The organism is Gammaproteobacteria bacterium (genome assembly GCA_016200485.1).
Lineage (GTDB): Bacteria > Pseudomonadota > Gammaproteobacteria > Tenderiales > Tenderiaceae > JACQEP01.
Map to the genome: position 1 here is coordinate 61,195 of JACQEP010000024.1, position 16,596 is coordinate 77,790.

General features: G+C 54.8%; 19 protein-coding genes and 1 pseudogene. 4 read left to right on the forward strand and 16 right to left on the reverse strand.

What is annotated here, in order from left to right; all coding sequences use genetic code 11:
* Positions 1-18: 18 nt before the first annotated feature.
* The 4 genes from rplM to HY272_13950 all read right to left on the reverse strand — a co-directional run bounded on the left by rplM (position 19) and on the right by HY272_13950 (position 2,811).
* A complete protein-coding gene (gene rplM / locus HY272_13935) occupies positions 19-447 on the reverse strand; it encodes a 50S ribosomal protein L13 (protein MBI3773782.1) in 429 nt (142 codons plus the stop codon).
* A 198-nt stretch (positions 448-645) separates the two neighbouring features.
* The gene (locus HY272_13940; protein MBI3773783.1) at positions 646-1,398 is read right to left on the reverse strand and encodes an ABC transporter permease; all 753 of its coding nucleotides are present in this window, start codon (positions 1,396-1,398) and stop codon (positions 646-648) included.
* 160 nt (positions 1,399-1,558) lie between these two features.
* Complete coding sequence (locus HY272_13945) at positions 1,559-2,467, reverse strand: ATP-binding cassette domain-containing protein (protein MBI3773784.1); 909 nt, start codon at positions 2,465-2,467, stop codon at positions 1,559-1,561.
* A gap of 35 nt (positions 2,468-2,502) precedes the next feature.
* Positions 2,503-2,811 (reverse strand): (2Fe-2S) ferredoxin domain-containing protein, encoded by a 309-nt coding sequence (locus tag HY272_13950; protein ID MBI3773785.1) that lies wholly within the window; start codon positions 2,809-2,811, stop codon positions 2,503-2,505.
* A gap of 68 nt (positions 2,812-2,879) precedes the next feature.
* On the opposite strand from HY272_13950, the gene HY272_13955 reads away from it, so the two are divergent.
* Positions 2,880-4,118: a (Fe-S)-binding protein gene (locus HY272_13955; GenBank protein MBI3773786.1), complete on the forward strand. Its 1,239-nt coding sequence runs from the start codon at positions 2,880-2,882 to the stop codon at positions 4,116-4,118.
* A 102-nt stretch (positions 4,119-4,220) separates the two neighbouring features.
* Positions 4,221-4,859 (forward strand): 2-polyprenyl-3-methyl-6-methoxy-1,4-benzoquinone monooxygenase, encoded by a 639-nt coding sequence (coq7, locus tag HY272_13960; GenBank protein ID MBI3773787.1) that lies wholly within the window; start codon positions 4,221-4,223, stop codon positions 4,857-4,859.
* 80 nt (positions 4,860-4,939) lie between these two features.
* Here coq7 and speD read toward each other — a convergent pair whose 3' ends face one another.
* The 3 genes from speD to HY272_13975 are packed head-to-tail and all read right to left on the reverse strand — an operon-like array spanning position 4,940 to position 6,639.
* On the reverse strand, positions 4,940-5,752 hold the full coding sequence (speD, locus tag HY272_13965) for an adenosylmethionine decarboxylase (protein ID MBI3773788.1): 813 nt from the start codon (positions 5,750-5,752) through the stop codon (positions 4,940-4,942).
* Between the two features lie 52 nt (positions 5,753-5,804).
* Positions 5,805-6,188: a VOC family protein gene (locus tag HY272_13970; protein MBI3773789.1), complete on the reverse strand. Its 384-nt coding sequence runs from the start codon at positions 6,186-6,188 to the stop codon at positions 5,805-5,807.
* A 19-nt stretch (positions 6,189-6,207) separates the two neighbouring features.
* On the reverse strand, positions 6,208-6,639 hold the full coding sequence (locus tag HY272_13975; protein MBI3773790.1) for an OsmC family protein: 432 nt from the start codon (positions 6,637-6,639) through the stop codon (positions 6,208-6,210).
* 106 nt (positions 6,640-6,745) lie between these two features.
* Between HY272_13975 and crp the strand changes: the two genes are divergently transcribed.
* Complete coding sequence (gene crp / locus HY272_13980) at positions 6,746-7,387, forward strand: cAMP-activated global transcriptional regulator CRP (GenBank protein MBI3773791.1); 642 nt, start codon at positions 6,746-6,748, stop codon at positions 7,385-7,387.
* An 84-nt stretch (positions 7,388-7,471) separates the two neighbouring features.
* On the opposite strand, the gene HY272_13985 is transcribed toward crp, so the two are convergent.
* The 9 genes and pseudogenes from HY272_13985 to rpe form a co-directional block, all read right to left on the reverse strand.
* Positions 7,472-8,731, reverse strand: coding sequence for a conjugal transfer protein TraF (locus tag HY272_13985; protein MBI3773792.1), 1,260 nt, complete (start codon positions 8,729-8,731; stop codon positions 7,472-7,474).
* Between the two features lie 119 nt (positions 8,732-8,850).
* The gene (gene trpC / locus HY272_13990; protein MBI3773793.1) at positions 8,851-9,642 is read right to left on the reverse strand and encodes an indole-3-glycerol phosphate synthase TrpC; all 792 of its coding nucleotides are present in this window, start codon (positions 9,640-9,642) and stop codon (positions 8,851-8,853) included.
* 72 nt (positions 9,643-9,714) lie between these two features.
* Positions 9,715-9,984, reverse strand: a complete 270-nt coding sequence (locus HY272_13995; GenBank protein ID MBI3773794.1) for a hypothetical protein — start codon at positions 9,982-9,984, stop codon at positions 9,715-9,717.
* Between the two features lie 82 nt (positions 9,985-10,066).
* Positions 10,067-11,089: an anthranilate phosphoribosyltransferase gene (trpD, locus tag HY272_14000; GenBank protein MBI3773795.1), complete on the reverse strand. Its 1,023-nt coding sequence runs from the start codon at positions 11,087-11,089 to the stop codon at positions 10,067-10,069.
* Positions 11,090-11,278: 189 nt separating this feature from the next.
* Positions 11,279-11,857 carry an aminodeoxychorismate/anthranilate synthase component II gene (locus tag HY272_14005; protein MBI3773796.1) on the reverse strand — a complete coding sequence of 193 codons (579 nt, stop codon included), beginning with the start codon at positions 11,855-11,857 and terminating at the stop codon, positions 11,279-11,281.
* A 40-nt stretch (positions 11,858-11,897) separates the two neighbouring features.
* Positions 11,898-12,276 (reverse strand): annotated as a pseudogene (locus HY272_14010) (GxxExxY protein).
* Between the two features lie 52 nt (positions 12,277-12,328).
* Positions 12,329-13,816 carry an anthranilate synthase component I gene (locus HY272_14015; protein ID MBI3773797.1) on the reverse strand — a complete coding sequence of 496 codons (1,488 nt, stop codon included), beginning with the start codon at positions 13,814-13,816 and terminating at the stop codon, positions 12,329-12,331.
* A gap of 123 nt (positions 13,817-13,939) precedes the next feature.
* Positions 13,940-14,620, reverse strand: a complete 681-nt coding sequence (locus tag HY272_14020) for a phosphoglycolate phosphatase (GenBank protein ID MBI3773798.1) — start codon at positions 14,618-14,620, stop codon at positions 13,940-13,942.
* Positions 14,621-14,637: 17 nt separating this feature from the next.
* Positions 14,638-15,330 (reverse strand): ribulose-phosphate 3-epimerase, encoded by a 693-nt coding sequence (gene rpe / locus HY272_14025; protein ID MBI3773799.1) that lies wholly within the window; start codon positions 15,328-15,330, stop codon positions 14,638-14,640.
* A gap of 348 nt (positions 15,331-15,678) precedes the next feature.
* Here rpe and HY272_14030 point away from each other — a divergent pair, with 348 nt between their 5' ends.
* Complete coding sequence (locus tag HY272_14030) at positions 15,679-16,539, forward strand: DUF3530 family protein (GenBank protein ID MBI3773800.1); 861 nt, start codon at positions 15,679-15,681, stop codon at positions 16,537-16,539.
* Positions 16,540-16,596 lie beyond the last annotated feature (57 nt).

Sequence of the window (16,596 nt, forward strand, 5' to 3'; positions counted from 1 at the left end):
TGATCCTGTGTTAAACCGTTAGATGTTCAGCGGCTTGGGCTGCTGTGCGGTATGTTCATGCGTGGCGCCGGTAAAGATCTTGAGCTTGCGGAACATGGCGCGGCCCAGCGGGTTTTTCGGCAACATGCCTTTGACGGCGAGCTGCAATACGCGCTCTGGCGCACGATCCATCATCTTTTCGAAGCTGATGGCCTTCATGTTACCGATGTAACCGGTGTGGTGATAGTAGATCTTGTCCTTGGCTTTGCGGCCAGTGACACGAATCTTGTCGACGTTGACCACGACAATGTAGTCACCGGTATCGACGTGCGGCGTGTATTCCGCTTTGTGCTTGCCACGCAGGCGAAGGGCGATCTGGGTGGCGAGGCGACCCAAGGTTTTGCCATCGGCGTCGACGACATACCAATCGCGCTTGACGGTGGCTTCTTTTGCACTAAACGTTTTCATCATGAACCCCAAAAATCAAACGAACCCTTCGGAAAGAGGCGAGATTTTACACAGCCCGGCCTCAGGAAACAAGACCTTTGAGCACTCAAGAAGATATGAGTCGCCTTCGGCGACGACTTGGTGGGTTATCCACAGGACTAGGCCCCTTACAGGGGCCGTCGCGCCTCACGCCTAACCCACCCTACATTTAGATCTACATTAAACCAACAGCCGCCGCTGCATCAGGCGCAGGGCGATGACGTTGGAGATCATACCGTAGGCCAGCGGTACGGCCAGATGCAACCATAAGCCATTGATTTCAGTGCCTGTCATTAGCGGCCGCACGAGGTCGACGCCGTGGGTCAGCGGCAGCAGCGAGGCGCCGGTCTGGACCCAGGGGGCGGCGCCATCGAGCGGGAAAAAGGTTCCGCTTAACAGGAACATGGGGGTTACCACTAGGGTGAAATAATAGAGGAAAAAGTCATAACCCGGGGCCAGCGAGGTGACCACCAGGGCCATGGCGCCAAAACAGCACCCGAGCAAAAAGACGATCGGCAGCACCAGCAGCGCGGTCCAGCCATCGACCAAGCCCATGAGGGCAGCGACGATCAGGATGGCGGCGGAAGAAATGAGCGCCTTGGTTCCGGCCCAGATGATCTCGCCGATGAGGATGTCGGGCAGGCTTAAGGGGGTGGCGAGCATGGCGTCCCAGGTGAGCTGGACTTTCATGCGGGTGAAGGCGGAATACATGCACTCGAAACTGGCGGTATTCATGGCGCTGGCGCAGACGATGCCGGCGGCGAGGAAGGTGGCGTAGGACATGCCGTTCACCTCGCCGACAAAACTGCCCAGGCCGTAACCGAGGGCGAGTAAATACAGGAATGGCTCGCCGAAGTTGCCGAGCAATGAGGGTATGGCCATGGTGCGCCAGACCAGGGCGTTACGATGCCAGACGGGGTACCAGTTAAACATGCACCAACTCTTTCAAAACGGCAAAAAACCCAACGCGGAGACGCAAAGGCGCGGAGAAAAAACCAAACGAACGAATTTTCCGGTCAAACTGATAGATTCTTCTTTGCATCTCTGCGTCTTTGCGCCCTCTGCGTTTACAAATATTCGCTTTGTCTCTGAACTAAGCATCGCGCAGCTCCTTGCCAGTGAGCTTGAGGAAGACGTCTTCCAGATTGGCGCGACGATGCAGGAAGTTCAGTCGCGGGTATTGTTGCAAGGAACGGAGCAAGGGGTGCTCGTCCTGGGCATAACAAAACACGGTTTCGCCGACGAACTCCATGCGCTGCGTTAGGGCGCGGCCATGATCGGCGCTCCATTGTTCGACGCCGGGGCCGTAGACTTCGATCACTTGGGGTTCGATATGGGCGCGAATCAGCGACTGCGGGCCGTCCTCGACCAGGATGCGGCCGTTGTCCATGATCGCCAGGCGATCACAGAGACGCTCAGCTTCATCCATGTAATGCGTGGTGAGGATCAGCGTTTTACCGGCAGCAAGCAATTCCCGCAACCGGCGCCAGATAAGTTGCCGCGCCTGAGGATCGAGGCCGGTGGTCGGCTCATCCAGAATCAGCAAGTCTGGATCGTTGACCAGGGCGCGCGCCAGCGTCAGACGTCGTTTCATGCCGCCGGACAAGGTGCCGATGCCGGCATCGGCCTTGTGTTCAAGCGCGGCGAATTGCAGCAGTTGCGGCAGGCGTTCGGCAATCTCCTTCGCCGGAATACCGAAATAACTGCCGTAGGTGCGCAGATTTTGGGTGACAGTGAAATCGGGATCGAGATTATCGGCCTGCGGCACGACACCCAGGCGGCGATGCATGAAGCGCGCGGCGTGCGGAATCGAATAACCGAGCACATTAAGCTCGCCACTTGTCGGCGGCGTGACGCCGAGCAGCATGCGCAAGGTCGTGGTCTTGCCGGCGCCGTTCGGACCTAACAAACCGAAACATTGGCCGCGACGCACGGTGAGATCGACATTTGCGACCACATCGCGCTCGCCGTACCGCTTGCACAAGGCGCGCGCTTCGACCACCACTTCCGTTGGCGCTGCTGACAAGGCTTCCACGTTTAGATTTTTAACCGGTCAACCGGCTGGCCATTAACCAGATGTTGGTCGATGATGTCGTCGATATCGTCCTTATCGACATAGGTGTACCAAGTACCTTCGGGATAAACGACCATCACCGGACCTTCATCACAGCGATCCATACATCCGGCATTGTTGACGCGCACCTGACCCTTGCCGTTAAGGTTCAGCGCTTTGACACGCTTCTTGCAGTAATCGCGCATTTCTTGCGCCTTGTGATCCTGGCAGCAGGCCTGACCGTCATCGCGCTGATTGGTGCAGAAAAAGATATGATGCTGATAATAAGACATGGTTCCCCCCGAACCGTGAATGACGGCGGTATAATAACAAAATCACTCACCCATTACCGAGCCATTGTTTGGACACCAAAACCTTCATCAAGATCGAGGCCGATCGCTGCGTAATGTGCGGATTATGCCTGCCGCATTGCCCGACCTACGCCAAAACCCGCAACGAGGCCGAGTCGCCGCGCGGACGTATATCGCTGATGAAGGCGCTGGCAACAGGCGACCTGCCACTGACGCCCAAACTGCAACAACATCTGGATAACTGCCTCCTGTGCCGCGCCTGCGAAAACAAATGTCCCTCGGGCGTGAATTATGGCGCCTTGATGGATGCCACCCGCGCGGAACTGGCTCCGCCGGCAGCAGTAAAAACCGCATTTGTGTCACTGGATCAACTGGCCACCGATCGCACACGGCGTCAGCGCCTGAGCCGAGGACTCGCCTTGCTTGAAGGCAGTGGTTTGCGCGCGCTTGGCCGGGGGCTAGGCATCACCAAGCTACTGGGCGTGAATCGGCTGGAGCAATTGGCGCCGAAGATGCGCGCGCTACATCCGTGGCAAAATTATTATCCTGCGGTGAGCGAAAAGTGTGGCGACGTGGCGCTGTTCACCGGTTGCTTCACCGAATTATTCGATCAACAAACGCTCGATGCTGCAATCAAGGTACTCACACATCTCGGTTATGGCGTGCATGTGCCGGCCACGCAAACCTGTTGTGGCGCCTTGCATAGCCATAAAGGCGATAGCGATCGGGCACGGCAATTGGCGGAACAAAATCGCGCGGCATTTGCAGAGCTGAACATCAGTGCCATCATTAGCACTGCCACTGGTTGCGGCGCACATCTGGGCGAATATGACCGGATATTGAACGGCGATAAATCGCTGGCGTTGCAAGTGCGTGACATCAATCGTTTCCTGAATGAGATCGAGTGGCCCGCAACCATAAAACTACAACCGTTGGCGCAACGCGCAGCGGTGCACGATCCGTGCAGCCTTGTTAATGTACTGAAAGGCGCACAACATCCTTATCAATTGCTGGCGAAGATCCCGCAACTCGAAGTCACGCCCCTGCCCGGCAACAATCGCTGTTGCGGCGCGGCGGGCAGCTACATGCTCGACCACCCAGCGATGGCGGATAGCTTGCGCGATGACAAAATTGCGGCGCTGCTTGAGCTCAAGCCTGATTTGCTGGTGACTTCAAATATCGGCTGCGCCATGCATCTGGCGGCCGGAGCAAGACAGTCGGGATTAACACTGGAAGTGGTGCATCCGGTGATGTTGGTGGCGCGGCAGATTCAAATACAATCCAGCTGAATCGCCTGCGGCGATGGCTTGTCGGGTTACGGCTTCGCCTAACCCGACCTACATCTATAATGTACGCTTTACCCTTTTGGCTTTTCGCTTTACTCTGTAGCTATGCGCCACTACTCACCCATCGACCATTTGTTATTTAATGTGGACCAAGCGGTCCGCACTATCTTTGGGCAGCCGCAAATTACGGAACGCCCCGACCCTGCCGCTGATGTGCCAGAAACGGAACTGTCAGATGCTGAACGCAAGCTGGCCGCAGGTTTGATGCGCGTTAATCACGCGGGCGAGGTGTCGGCTCAGGGCTTGTATCAGGGCCAGGCGTTGACGGCGCGCTTGCCTGAGGTGCGCGAAAAAATGGAACGCGCAGCGCTGGAAGAAAACGATCACCTCGCTTGGTGTGAGCGACGTGTGCACGAATTGGGTGAGCGTGTAAGCCTGCTTAATCCGTTTTGGTACGCGGGCTCGTTTGCCATCGGCGCCATCGCCGGCTTGGCGGGGGATAAGTGGAGTTTAGGTTTTGTCGCTGAGACCGAACATCAGGTCATCAAGCATCTCGACGACCACCTGGCACAGCTGCCGCCGCAGGATCAGAAGAGCCGCGTCATTGTCGAACAGATGAAGGTCGATGAAGCACATCACGCCACCGTCGCGTTAGAACACGGCGGCGCGCCGCTGCCGGAGCCGATCAAGAAGGTAATGGCGTTAACGTCGAAGGTGATGACGGAAACGGCGTTTAGGATTTAAAACAAACTAGTGTCGCCGTTGGCGACGGCTTGGTGGGTTACGCCCTACCGGGCTAACCCACCCTACATTGATTACTGACTTTAAGACAACGCCCGCCGCAAGTTCCGGCCATAGAATATCTCGGCCATTTCCCGTGTCAGCCGCTGCTTGATGCTCTTGCACTCTTTCGCATCGAGATCATCAGAAACTACACCGAACAGATAATTGTCGAGGTCAAATTCCTTCAGGATCATCTTGGTGTGGAAGATGTTTTCCTGATAGACATTGACGTCGATCATTTGATACATGTCCTTGAAATGACGCGGCAGATAGTTCTGGATCGAGCTGATCTTGTGGTCGATGAACAGTTTTTTGCCTTCGGTATCGCGGGTAAAACCGCGCACGCGGTAATCCATGATCACAATATCCGACTCAAAGGTATGAATCAGGTAGTTCAAGGCCTTCAGCGGTGAAATACGGCCGCAGGTAGAGACGTCGATGTCGGCACGGAAGGTACTGATGCCATCGTGCGGATGACTCTCGGGATAGGTGTGGACGGTAATGTGGCTTTTGTCGAGATGCGCGACCACGGTATCCGGCAGCGGCCCTGGTGCCTCGGTATTGGACAATCCCTTGGCAGAAATCGGCTCTTCCGAGATCAGCATGGTGACGCTGGCGCCCTGCGGATCGTAATCCTGATGGGCGACGTTAAGAACGTTGGCGCCGATGATGTCGGCAACGTCAGTCAGGATTTGGGTCAGTCGCTCGGCGTTATAGGCCTCATCTATATACTCGATGTATTCCATGCGCTGACGGCGCGTGGTCGCGTAGCAAATGTCATAGATGTTAAAACTGAGGCTCTTGGTGAGATTATTAAAGCCGTGCAGTTTATATTTCTTCGATGACTTGGCCACGGGCGATCCGCCTCCTAAACCTGTTCCGATGCGCAAAGGGCGTGATTATCCACTATTTCGCCCCCTTGGGAAACACTATCGGCGGGTGGTTGATAATCTGGACCGAATTGCCGGCCGGGTCGAAGCAGTAAAAGCTGCGAGCACCGTCGCGATGGGTACGGGGCGCGGTCTTCATTTTCACGTCGTGGCCACGCAGAAAATCGAACCAGACGTCGACCTGTTCCGGCTCGTCGATGATAAATCCGATGTGGTCGAGTCGCTGGTCGCCGGAGAGGTCATAACCGGCGGGCGCCCGGTGCAGGGCCAGGTTGTCATTGCCGGAGGTGAGGTAAACGTTATCCTGATCGGGCCGCCACTCGACCTGCATCCCCATCAGATCGACATAAAAATGCTCGCAGCCTTCAAGATCCGGGACGAACAAAGCGACATGCCGCATGCCGGAGGTCGGCTTGGGCTTAAGCACCGGCCACCTCCGCCTCACGGATCTCGAAGTCATGGGTGATTTTGGCGGTCTTGCCGAGCATGATCGAGGCCGAACAGTACTTTTCCGCTGACAGCTCCACCGCCCGCGCTACAACATCGGCCTTGAGGCCATGGCCGGTGACAATGAAATGGAGGTGGATTTTGGTGAATACGTGCGGCACGGTCTCGGCCCGTTCGGCCTCCAGCTCGGCAACGCAATCAGTCACCGGATGCCGCCCCTTGCGCAGAATGTGGACCACGTCATAGGCGCTGCAGGCACCGGTGCCCATCAGCAGCAATTCCATCGGTCTGACACCCATATTGCGCCCGCCGCCGTCCGCCGGGCCGTCGATCACCACCGCATGGCCGCTGCCGGACTCGGCCACGAACATGGCATTTTCCACCCACTTGATGCGCGCCTTCATTACCCGCTCCTTTGCTCGCCATCCAATGGCGCTAATAATAACTCAAACTAAGTGGGGGCAGGCCGATATATAAGGTTAGGACTTCACTTGCCAGGGATTCAATGCAATGAGCCAAAGCAATAATACCCCTCTCAAGAAAAACCCCGCCATTGAGCGTTTTTTGAGCCGCTGCCACCGGCGGCGCTACCCCAACAAGGCGGTGATTATTTATGCCGGCGACATTCCGGACTCTCTCTATTACATCATTGAGGGCTCGGTCTCGGTCGTGGTCGAGGAAGAAGAGAAACGTGAAATGGTTCTTGCCTATCTCAACACAGGGGATTTCTTCGGTGAAATGGGCCTGTTCAGCACCACACCGCAACGCAGCGCCTGGATCCGGGCGCGCGGTCAAACCGAAGTCGCCGAGATCAGTTACGCCAGTTTCCGCCAAATGGCGATGGAAGACCCGGAGATCCTGTTTCAACTCGCCAGCCAGATGGCCGTACGGCTGCGCCGTACCTCAGGCATGGTGACCCGGCTGGCGTTCATGGACGTCAGCGGCCGCATTGCCCGCACCCTGCTCGATCTGACCAAGGAACCGGATGCCATGACTCACCCCGACGGCATGCAGATTCGTATCACTCGCCAGGAACTGGGGCGTATCGTTGGCTGCTCGCGTGAAATGGTCGGCCGCGTGCTAAAGAGCCTGGAGAATCAGAATCTGATCTCAGCGAAAGGCAAGACAATTGTGGTGCATGGAGCGAGATAAGAGCGAACCCTTACCCAGAAAAAACCAAAGCCCGCTTAAGCGGGCTTTGTGTTTATATTAACCCGACTTCCCCCTTTTAGGTTGTTAAAAACGGAATCCCAACTGCATGGAAAGCGCCGTTTCGTCGCCATTGGCACCGGCAGAAAAATCAAGATGCGCACCAAAAGGCGAGAAGCCTAAACCAATCGTTGGAATACTGTTCTTGCTGTTTTTCATATTGTGGCGATAGCCGATGCGCACTTGCATAAGATCGAACACATCCAGCTCGGCCCCCAATCCAATATATTGCGTCTTGCTATCAAAGCCCACTGGCTTATTTTCTTTGAGATCAACATCCAGCGCTACCGTACTCCAGTCATTGTTGTGCGACACTCCGGCGCGTAACTGCGGTTCGATTTTGATCTTTGACGGTGTCGGCGCTGTCAATCCAGGCGAGGCATAAGGCTGAGTCTCATAGTCTTTGCTAATCAGGTTTTTGGCGACAACGCCTGTTTTCCAGCCATTCTTGTAATCCTTGGCCAGGCCGACATCGAGATTGGCACCGGAATATTCCTTTTTGCCCTTACTGGCATCGAAGTTTGCGCTATTAACCCCGACCTTATAATCGAACGTGGTCACTTTGATATATTTGGGAGTAACCCCCACTGCCACGGGAGTGCCAAATAGATTAACTTCACGCGCCAAAGATAAACCCACCTCACTGATCACTGCACCACGCGCCTGAAGATTGGAGGTCAACTGACTAGACGTGATGGTATTACCAGTCAGCGCTACTGCATCACCACTCGCATTGATCATGGTTTGTAATGCTGTCTGATCTGCCGCCGTGACATCAAGTAAACCTCCGCCTACAGCCCATGCATCCGCAGTCAACGAAGCCCCGATCCGGCGACTCGGTATCCCCACCACAAAGCCAGCCATTACCTCACCTTGCAGACTCTTGTTTGATAACTTGAGTAATTGTTTTAACAAGGCATCAGTGGCAGTCGCAACGGCCGTGGCATTAGGGTTGGTTGGGCTTGCCGTGAACGCTGCCACCGCGGCATTGAGATTAGTCTCGTAATTTCCATTTTGGTAATTATCAATTTCATCCAAAACTTTATCTGGATCATAGATTCGCGCCGCAACAATTGGCAGCTCCACAGCGAAATCCTCACCCTCTTTGGCCGCCGCCAGCAAGGCCGGATTCATTAAACCCGCATTGGCCGCCGTACCCGAGGCCACTCCGGTTCCCCCCATACCCAGCGAACGCGGGTCGATGGAATTGAACGGCAGCGCTGCCGCCTGGACTGAAAACAGCACCAAAAGAGAACTCATCCCTTTGATTAACATGGAGTTACGCATAGTTATCCCTTCTTTTCTCTGCTTGCCTAAGTTGCATTGATTCGACCCGGCGCTCGGCCGCTACACGTTTGAAGTATCGGCCACAGGACAAATCGCTTTAACGCGCAGGAAGGAATTATTTAGACGAAAAACAGGCGCTTGAGCTCCGCGCCAGGATCAGGCGCCCGCATAAAGGCTTCGCCAACCAGGAAGGTGTTGACCTTGTGCTCGCGCATCAGCGCCACATCGGCGGCGACATGAATACCGCTCTCGGTCACCACGATGCGATCTCCCGGAATCCGTTCCAGTAAATCTATAGTCGCCTGTAATGAGGTTTCAAAAGTGCGCAGATTACGGTTGTTGATACCGATCAGGCGCAAAGGCAAGGCCAGCGCGCGTTCCAATTCAGCGGCATCATGCACCTCGATCAGCACATCCATCTTCAGACTCGCGGCTAATTGTGACAGCTCGCGCAACGCGGCATCATCCAATGCAGCGACGATCAACAAGATGCAATCCGCACACATCGCCCGCGCTTCGTAGATCTGATAAGGATCAATCATGAAATCCTTGCGCAACACCGGCAGCTCGCAGGCGGCACGCGCTTGTTTGAGATATTCTTCCGAGCCCTGGAAAAAATCGGCATCGGTCAACACTGACAGGCAGGCTGCGCCTGCCTGTGCGTAACTCCGTGCAATCTCAGCCGGGCGAAAATCTTCGCGCAGCAGGCCCTTGCTCGGTGAAGCCTTCTTGATCTCGGCGATGACTGCCGATTCACCAAGGACTAATTTGTGTTCGATGGCCGCAACAAAACCTCGCGGCTTGACCATCTCTACAACACGCGCACTCAACTCACGCATATTGAGCCGAGCGCTGCGCTCGGCGATTTCTTCGGCCTTGCGCTTGAGTATTTTGTGGAGAATATCGTTCATCGTTAAAAAATTTTGAATCAGCAATTCAACACAGACCGGAGCAATGTCTGTCCGGCCTGTATTGATAAAACACTAATTAGCAGCCGCGGTACCGTCAGCCACACACTTTTTCATAAAGCTATTCTTGGCCGCACCGGAGAGCTTCTTCTCCGCCGCTTTGGCTTCGCAACCAGCCTTAACCTCGATCGCCTTGAAGTCTTTCTCACACTTTTTCACAAAACTATTCTTGGCGGCACCTGCCAGTTTCTTTTCGGCAGCCTTGACATCACAGCCGCTATCCGCCGCCAGTGCCAGATTACATGCAAAAAGAGCCGCCACCGCAGCGATTACCAGTTTTTTCATGTTCACACCCCCTGACGATAAATGACACCACAGAACAGATAGGGCAAAGCTATATCGCGCTTATCTGTTCTACCTGACCACTCTATCCCTTAAAGAGCGCACAGCACTTAATTAGCTGATCCAATTTAGATTGAGCTGCACCCGAGGCAATGATTTCATTGGCCTTAACTACACCTTCCGCCAATGTCGGTGCCAATCCTGCCACATAAATTGCAGCCCCGGCATTAAGCGCAACGATATCACGCGCCGGACCTGTTTCGTTAGCAAACACGCGCTTGATCACCGCTAAACTTTCTTCGGCACTGGCAACCGCCAGCGCCTTTGCTTCGGCACGCTGAATGCCAAATTGCTCCGGGGTAATGGTATAAGTTTGCACAGAACCATTTTTTAGTTCAGCAATTTTGGTCGGCGCACAAACACTGATCTCATCCATGCCGTCTTCTGCATGCACCACCATTACATGACGGCTGCCGAGCTTGGCCAAAACGTGCGCCAGAGGCTCCAGCCACTGGGCGCCAAACACACCCAACACCTGATTCGGCGCGCCGGCGGGATTGGTGAGCGGCCCCAAGACATTGAACACGGTGCGCACACCCATCTCGCGCCGCGGGCCGATCGCGTGCTTCATCGCACTGTGATGCTGCGGCGCAAACATGAAACCAACACCGACCTGTTCAATGCACTGCGCCACTTGTTGCGGCGTCAGATTGAGATTGACACCCGCCGCCTCAAGCACATCAGCACTGCCTGACTTGCTTGAGACTGAACGATTACCATGCTTGGCCACACGCGCCCCGGCGGCGGCGGCAACAAAGGCACTGGCAGTGGAGATATTGAATGTCGCGGCCCCATCACCACCCGTGCCACAAGTATCGACCAGATGATCTGCTTTTACCGGTACTTTCGCCGCCAGCTCACGCATCACACCGGCCGCAGCAGCAATCTCGTCGACGGTTTCGCCCTTCATCCGCAAACCGATCAGAAAACCACCGATCTGGGCGGGCGTTGCCGCGCCGGTCATGATCAGACGCATGATGTCAGTCATTTCTGCTGCCGTCAGATTGCGGCGTTCTGTCACGGCTCGGATTGCAGCTGGCATGTCCATTATTCAATAATCCTTACGATAGAAAAAATCTCAACGCAGAGGCGCGGAGACGCAGAGGGCGCGGAGAATTCATTCATATAATGTCCTGCAATCATAACTCGATAGCTAACCGCTTTCTTTGTGCAACCGCCCAACCAACCCGATATCGCTTTTATCTCCTCTGCGACCTTTGCGCCTCCGCGTTAGATCTTATGTTCTCAAAAAGTTCTTTAACATCTCATGCCCATGCTGCGTCAAAATCGACTCAGGATGGAACTGCACACCCTCCACTGCCAATTCACGATGCCGCACGCCCATGATCTCGTCGACTTGACCGTCCGGCGACTGCGTCCAGGCAGTCATCTCCAAACAATCGGGCAAACTCGCACGCTCGATCACCAAGGAGTGATAACGGGTTGCTTCCAGTGGATTCGCCAGCCCCTTGAACACACCTTTATCCTGATGATAAATCTGCGACGTCTTGCCATGCATCACTTCGCGGGCGTGGACAATCTTGCCGCCAAAGGCCTGGCCGATACTCTGATGCCCAAGGCAAACGCCCAGAATCGGAATCTTGCCGGCAAAGCGCTCAATCGTGGCGACTGAAACGCCGGCCTCATGCGGCGTACATGGCCCGGGTGAAATCACAATGTGCCGCGGCGCAAGCTGCTCGATCTGCTCCAGCGTGATCTCGTCATTACGATAGACGCGCACGTCTGCGCCCAGCTCGCCGAAATATTGCACCAGGTTATAGGTAAAGGAATCGTAATTATCAATCATCAATAACATAAGTAAAATCCAACGCGGAGACGCAGAGGCGCGGAGAAAATCAAAGATTATTCGCGACCCGTTTTATTCCCGCCTTTAGTACCGGCACGTGAAAATTAATCAACAAACCCAGCCTCTTACCTGAAAGCCGCAAATAAGATAGCAATTGTGCTTCGTGTACGGCCAACAGCTTTTCCACCACTTTCAACTCAACGACAACCTTATCAGAAACCAGCATATCCATGCGATATGCCATATCAAATTCTAATCCTTTATATGACGCCTGTATTGGAGATTCTGTTGAGTTAAGAAATATTGCGTAGCTCAAGCTCTCGCGCCAAACAACGCTGATATACCGATTCCAGCAAACCGGGGCCCAGAACTCGATGAACTTCGACTGCCGCACCGATAAGCTGTGTGGCAATGTCATTCTCATCCATTTTCTGGAAATCCTCCGCGAACTCCGCGCCTCCGTGTCTCCGCGTTGGATTTTTAAATTCGATCAAGCCCCGCCTCCGCCATGGCTACGGCACGAAAAATCGCCCGCCCCTTATTCATGGTTTCTTCCCATTCTTTTGCGGGAACGGAATCGGCAACCACGCCGGCACCCGCCTGGATATGCAGCTTACCGTCCTTAATGACTGCCGTGCGAATCGCAATTGCCGTATCCATATTGCCGTTCCAACCGATGTAACCCACGGCGCCGCCATAGATGCCGCGCTTGACCGGCTCCAGCTCATCGATAATTTCCATGGCGCGAATCTTCGGCGCGCCCGATAGCGTTCCCGCCGGAAATGTCGCGCGCAAGACATCAACCGCCTGGATTCCCGGTTTGATGTGCCCAGTGACATTGGAAACAATGTGCATCACATGCGAATAGCGCTCGACTACCATTTGCTCGGTGACTTTCACCGTCCCTGTTTCCGCGACCCGACCCACATCATTGCGGCCCAGGTCGATCAACATCAAATGTTCGGCACGTTCTTTGGGATCGGCGAGCAACTCCCTCTCCAGCGCTTTATCTTCGACATCATTTGCACCACGCGGCCGTGTACCGGCAATCGGCCTGACGGTGACTTGCCCATCTTCCATCCGCGCCAATATCTCCGGCGAGGAGCCGACGACATGAAAATCATCCAGATTGAGATAAAACATATACGGTGACGGATTCAATCCGCGCAAGGCGCGATAAACGTCCAACGCTGCTGCATTCAGTGGAATCGACATGCGCTGCGACAACACTACCTGCATCGTGTCGCCTTCAAGGATGTAGTGCTTGATGCGATTAACGGCTTGCTCGAACTCTTCCTGCTTGAAGCGCGAAACAAAATCCGACTCCCGTACCTCACGCCGCGACCGTCCACCAGGCTGTGGCGGCACAGCTGATGCGCGCCGCAACTGGGCTACGATTTGATCAACACGCTGCTGCCCTTGATCATAAGCGCCGGGTACTGACGGATCAACATGCACGACAACAGAAAGCCGGCCCCGCAGATTATCGAAAACCACCACTTCATCGGACACCAGCAACAAAATATCCGGCACCTGCAACTCATCATTCAGCTCGGCCTTATTCAGACGCGGCTCGATATAACGTACCGTGTCGTAGCCGAAATAACCGACCAGGCCGCCGGTAAAACGCGGCGCGCCCTCAATCTGTGGAATTTTGAACTGCTCACGAAACGATTCAATCGCTGCCAAAGGATCTGGCGCCGAAGTGCTGCCGATGGTCTTCCCCTCGTGCTGCACCGTCATCTCATGGCCACGCACCCGTAATACCGTACGACAGGGCAGGCCGATAATCGAGTAACGGCCCCACTTCTCGCCTCCCTCGACGGATTCAAAGAGATAGGAATAGGGCCCATTGGCCAATTTAAGATAGGCGCTGAGCGGAGTATCGAGATCCGCCAGCACTTCACGCATCACCGGGATGCGATTGTAACCCTCGGCCGCGAGGGCATTGAATTGTTCACGAGTCATGGTCATCACCTTACTGAACTGTCAGCCACAAGAAAGCATCAATCACACACGCGACAGCATGACCATCGCTCGTGGACTGGCTTGCTCAAGGATTGCTGGTTCGTAATATTGACCATCATTAGATTACGCCGCTTTTTCAAATAATTTCTTCAATGCAAACAGGGAGTCAATCACTGCATCCGGCTTGGCATCACGAATATCTTCACCGTGATTATAGCCGTAGGGCACGCACACTACCTGGAAACCTGCCGCACGCGCCGCCTGCACATCGTGCTGCGAATCTCCCACCATCAGACATTCCTGCGGTGTCACACCCAATTTCTCGGCCGCGTAGAGCAAGGGCATCGGATCGGGCTTCTTCTTGGGCGTGGTATCACCGCTCACCACAACATCAAAATAAGAATATATCCCCAAATCTTTTAATAACGGCTCGGTAAACGCTGCTGCCTTATTGGTAACGCAGGCTCGCTTCAAGCCCACCGCCTTTAGATATTGCAGCCCTTCGATCACACCCGGAAAAAGCTGGCTGCGCGCGCTGACATTCGCCGCATACAACTCCATATAGATAGGATAGGCCTTGGCAAATTCAGCGTCGGCAGGCTCGCCCCACAAGGTATCGGTCAAGGCACGACGCACCAGGCGCTCGACACCATTACCGACCCAGGTGCGTACCTTGTCTTCGCCCCACGGCGCACGGCCAATCGCCTTCATCATTTCATCGGCGCAATAGGCAAGATCCGGCACACTGTCGACCAGCGTGCCGTCCAGATCAATCACCACCAACTGCGGCTTACGCAACACCATACCACTCAACACTGCGCTTAGTTGCCGGCTTTCGCCAGCTCGGCGCGCATGCCGGCCACCACGGTATTATAACGATGAGGATCGCTGTCTTTGCCCGCATTGAAAATCGCAGACCCGGCAACGAAGGTGTCAGCACCCGCGGCGGCGATTTCACGAATGTTGTCGGTCTTCACACCGCCATCGATTTCAAGCCGAATCTTGTAACCGCTCTCGTCGATCATCTTGCGCGCTTCGCGCAATTTGTTCAGCGTGGCGGGAATAAATTTCTGGCCGCCAAAACCAGGGTTAACCGACATCAACAGAATCATGTCGACCTTGTCCATCACATATTTCAGATGATCCAGGGGCGTTGCTGGATTGAATACCAGGCCAGATTTACAACCGCTTTCGCGAATCAATCCCAAACTACGATCAACATGCTCCGAAGCTTCGGGATGGAAGGTAATATAGGTAGCACCGGCCTTGGCAAAATCAGGAATGATCCGATCCACTGGCTTGACCATCAAATGCACATCGATCGGCGCGGTGATGCCGTGATTGCGCAATGCCTCACACACCAGCGGACCGATGGTGAGATTGGGCACATAATGGTTGTCCATGACATCGAAATGGACAATATCGGCGCCGGCAGCAAGTACATTTTTGACTTCTTCGCCCAGGCGAGCAAAGTCCGCCGACAGTATCGAAGGGGCGATTTTGTAATCTGACATGGTTTAGCCTCGTAAAATCTAACTTTGTTTAATTTAGGGTACCTCTAAACATTCGGTCAAACCGATGACGACAAGGCACACGCGGGCGAGAAAGCGCAATTTACCGCAGTAAATGAGCATTTTGAGCCTGCTTGCCAACGCCACCAGCGCGGCTTTAGCGAATTTTTAGAGCTGCCCTAAAAATCAAACCGGGTAAAGCACTTGCAGCAAATAGCCGCTAACTTTAACCGATTGGCGTAGATTTTTCACGCTGCCCCGGCAACTACCGCCCCCAGGGATCGACAAATGGCTATAACCTATTGTTATAAAATAGAAAAATATAGACTTATTATAATCTTGGGACTAACCTTGAGCCTCTGGCACCCGCCGGGGGAAACCGCCGAAACCACAGTACCTGCAAGCCCGGCCCCGAACCAGCCTTCCCACCCACTGCAAAAAACACTTGACCTCGGCGAGGGAATCTGGTTGCAAGCCGAGGGCAGCAAATTCTTTGCTATCTATACCGCCGACCAAAGCAACCGCCCCCAGGGCGGTGTAATCCTGCTTCCCGACACGAACACCCACCCTGACTGGCCTAGCGTCATCCATCCTTTGCGCCGCACCCTGCCTGAGCATGGCTGGGCGACACTGGCCATCGAGCTTCCGGCCGCCGATGACATACCTGCGCTCAGTCGTAACCAAAAACAGACTCGGGGCCGCATCCTGGCCGCGATTGAACACTTCAAGAGCAACGGAATCAGCAACATCGCCTTGATCGGTTACGGTAGCGGCGCGTTGGCTGCCACCCACTTTCTCGCCACCACCCCTGAACACCCCATACGCGGCTTTGTCGCTGTCAGTCTCGGACAATACGATGACCTTGCCCCGGAATGGCGGGCAATTGCTCTACTCGAAAAAATCAGTGTGCCGATGCTCGATATTTTCGCTGAGCGCGATTTACTTGCCGTCACCGAAAGCGCTCCACTACGCGCGCTGGCCGCCAAACAATCCAGTGCCAGGGCGTCTCGCGACAAACAACTTGATCCATTCAAGCACGCAGGCATGGCCACCACCCCCAGCGCCCTGATCAAAGGCTACGTCGTCTATCGCCAAGTACGTATCGCTGGCACCGATCACAGCTTTTCCAGTTCCAGCACAGCGCTCGTCAAGCGCATCCTCGGCTGGCTCAATCGCCACGCAGCGGGCGTTGCGGTCAAGAGCGACGGCTAATCTGCTTTTTAACTTTATCTTCTGCCCCCTCCCCCATTGCCAATCTTGAGGCAGTAA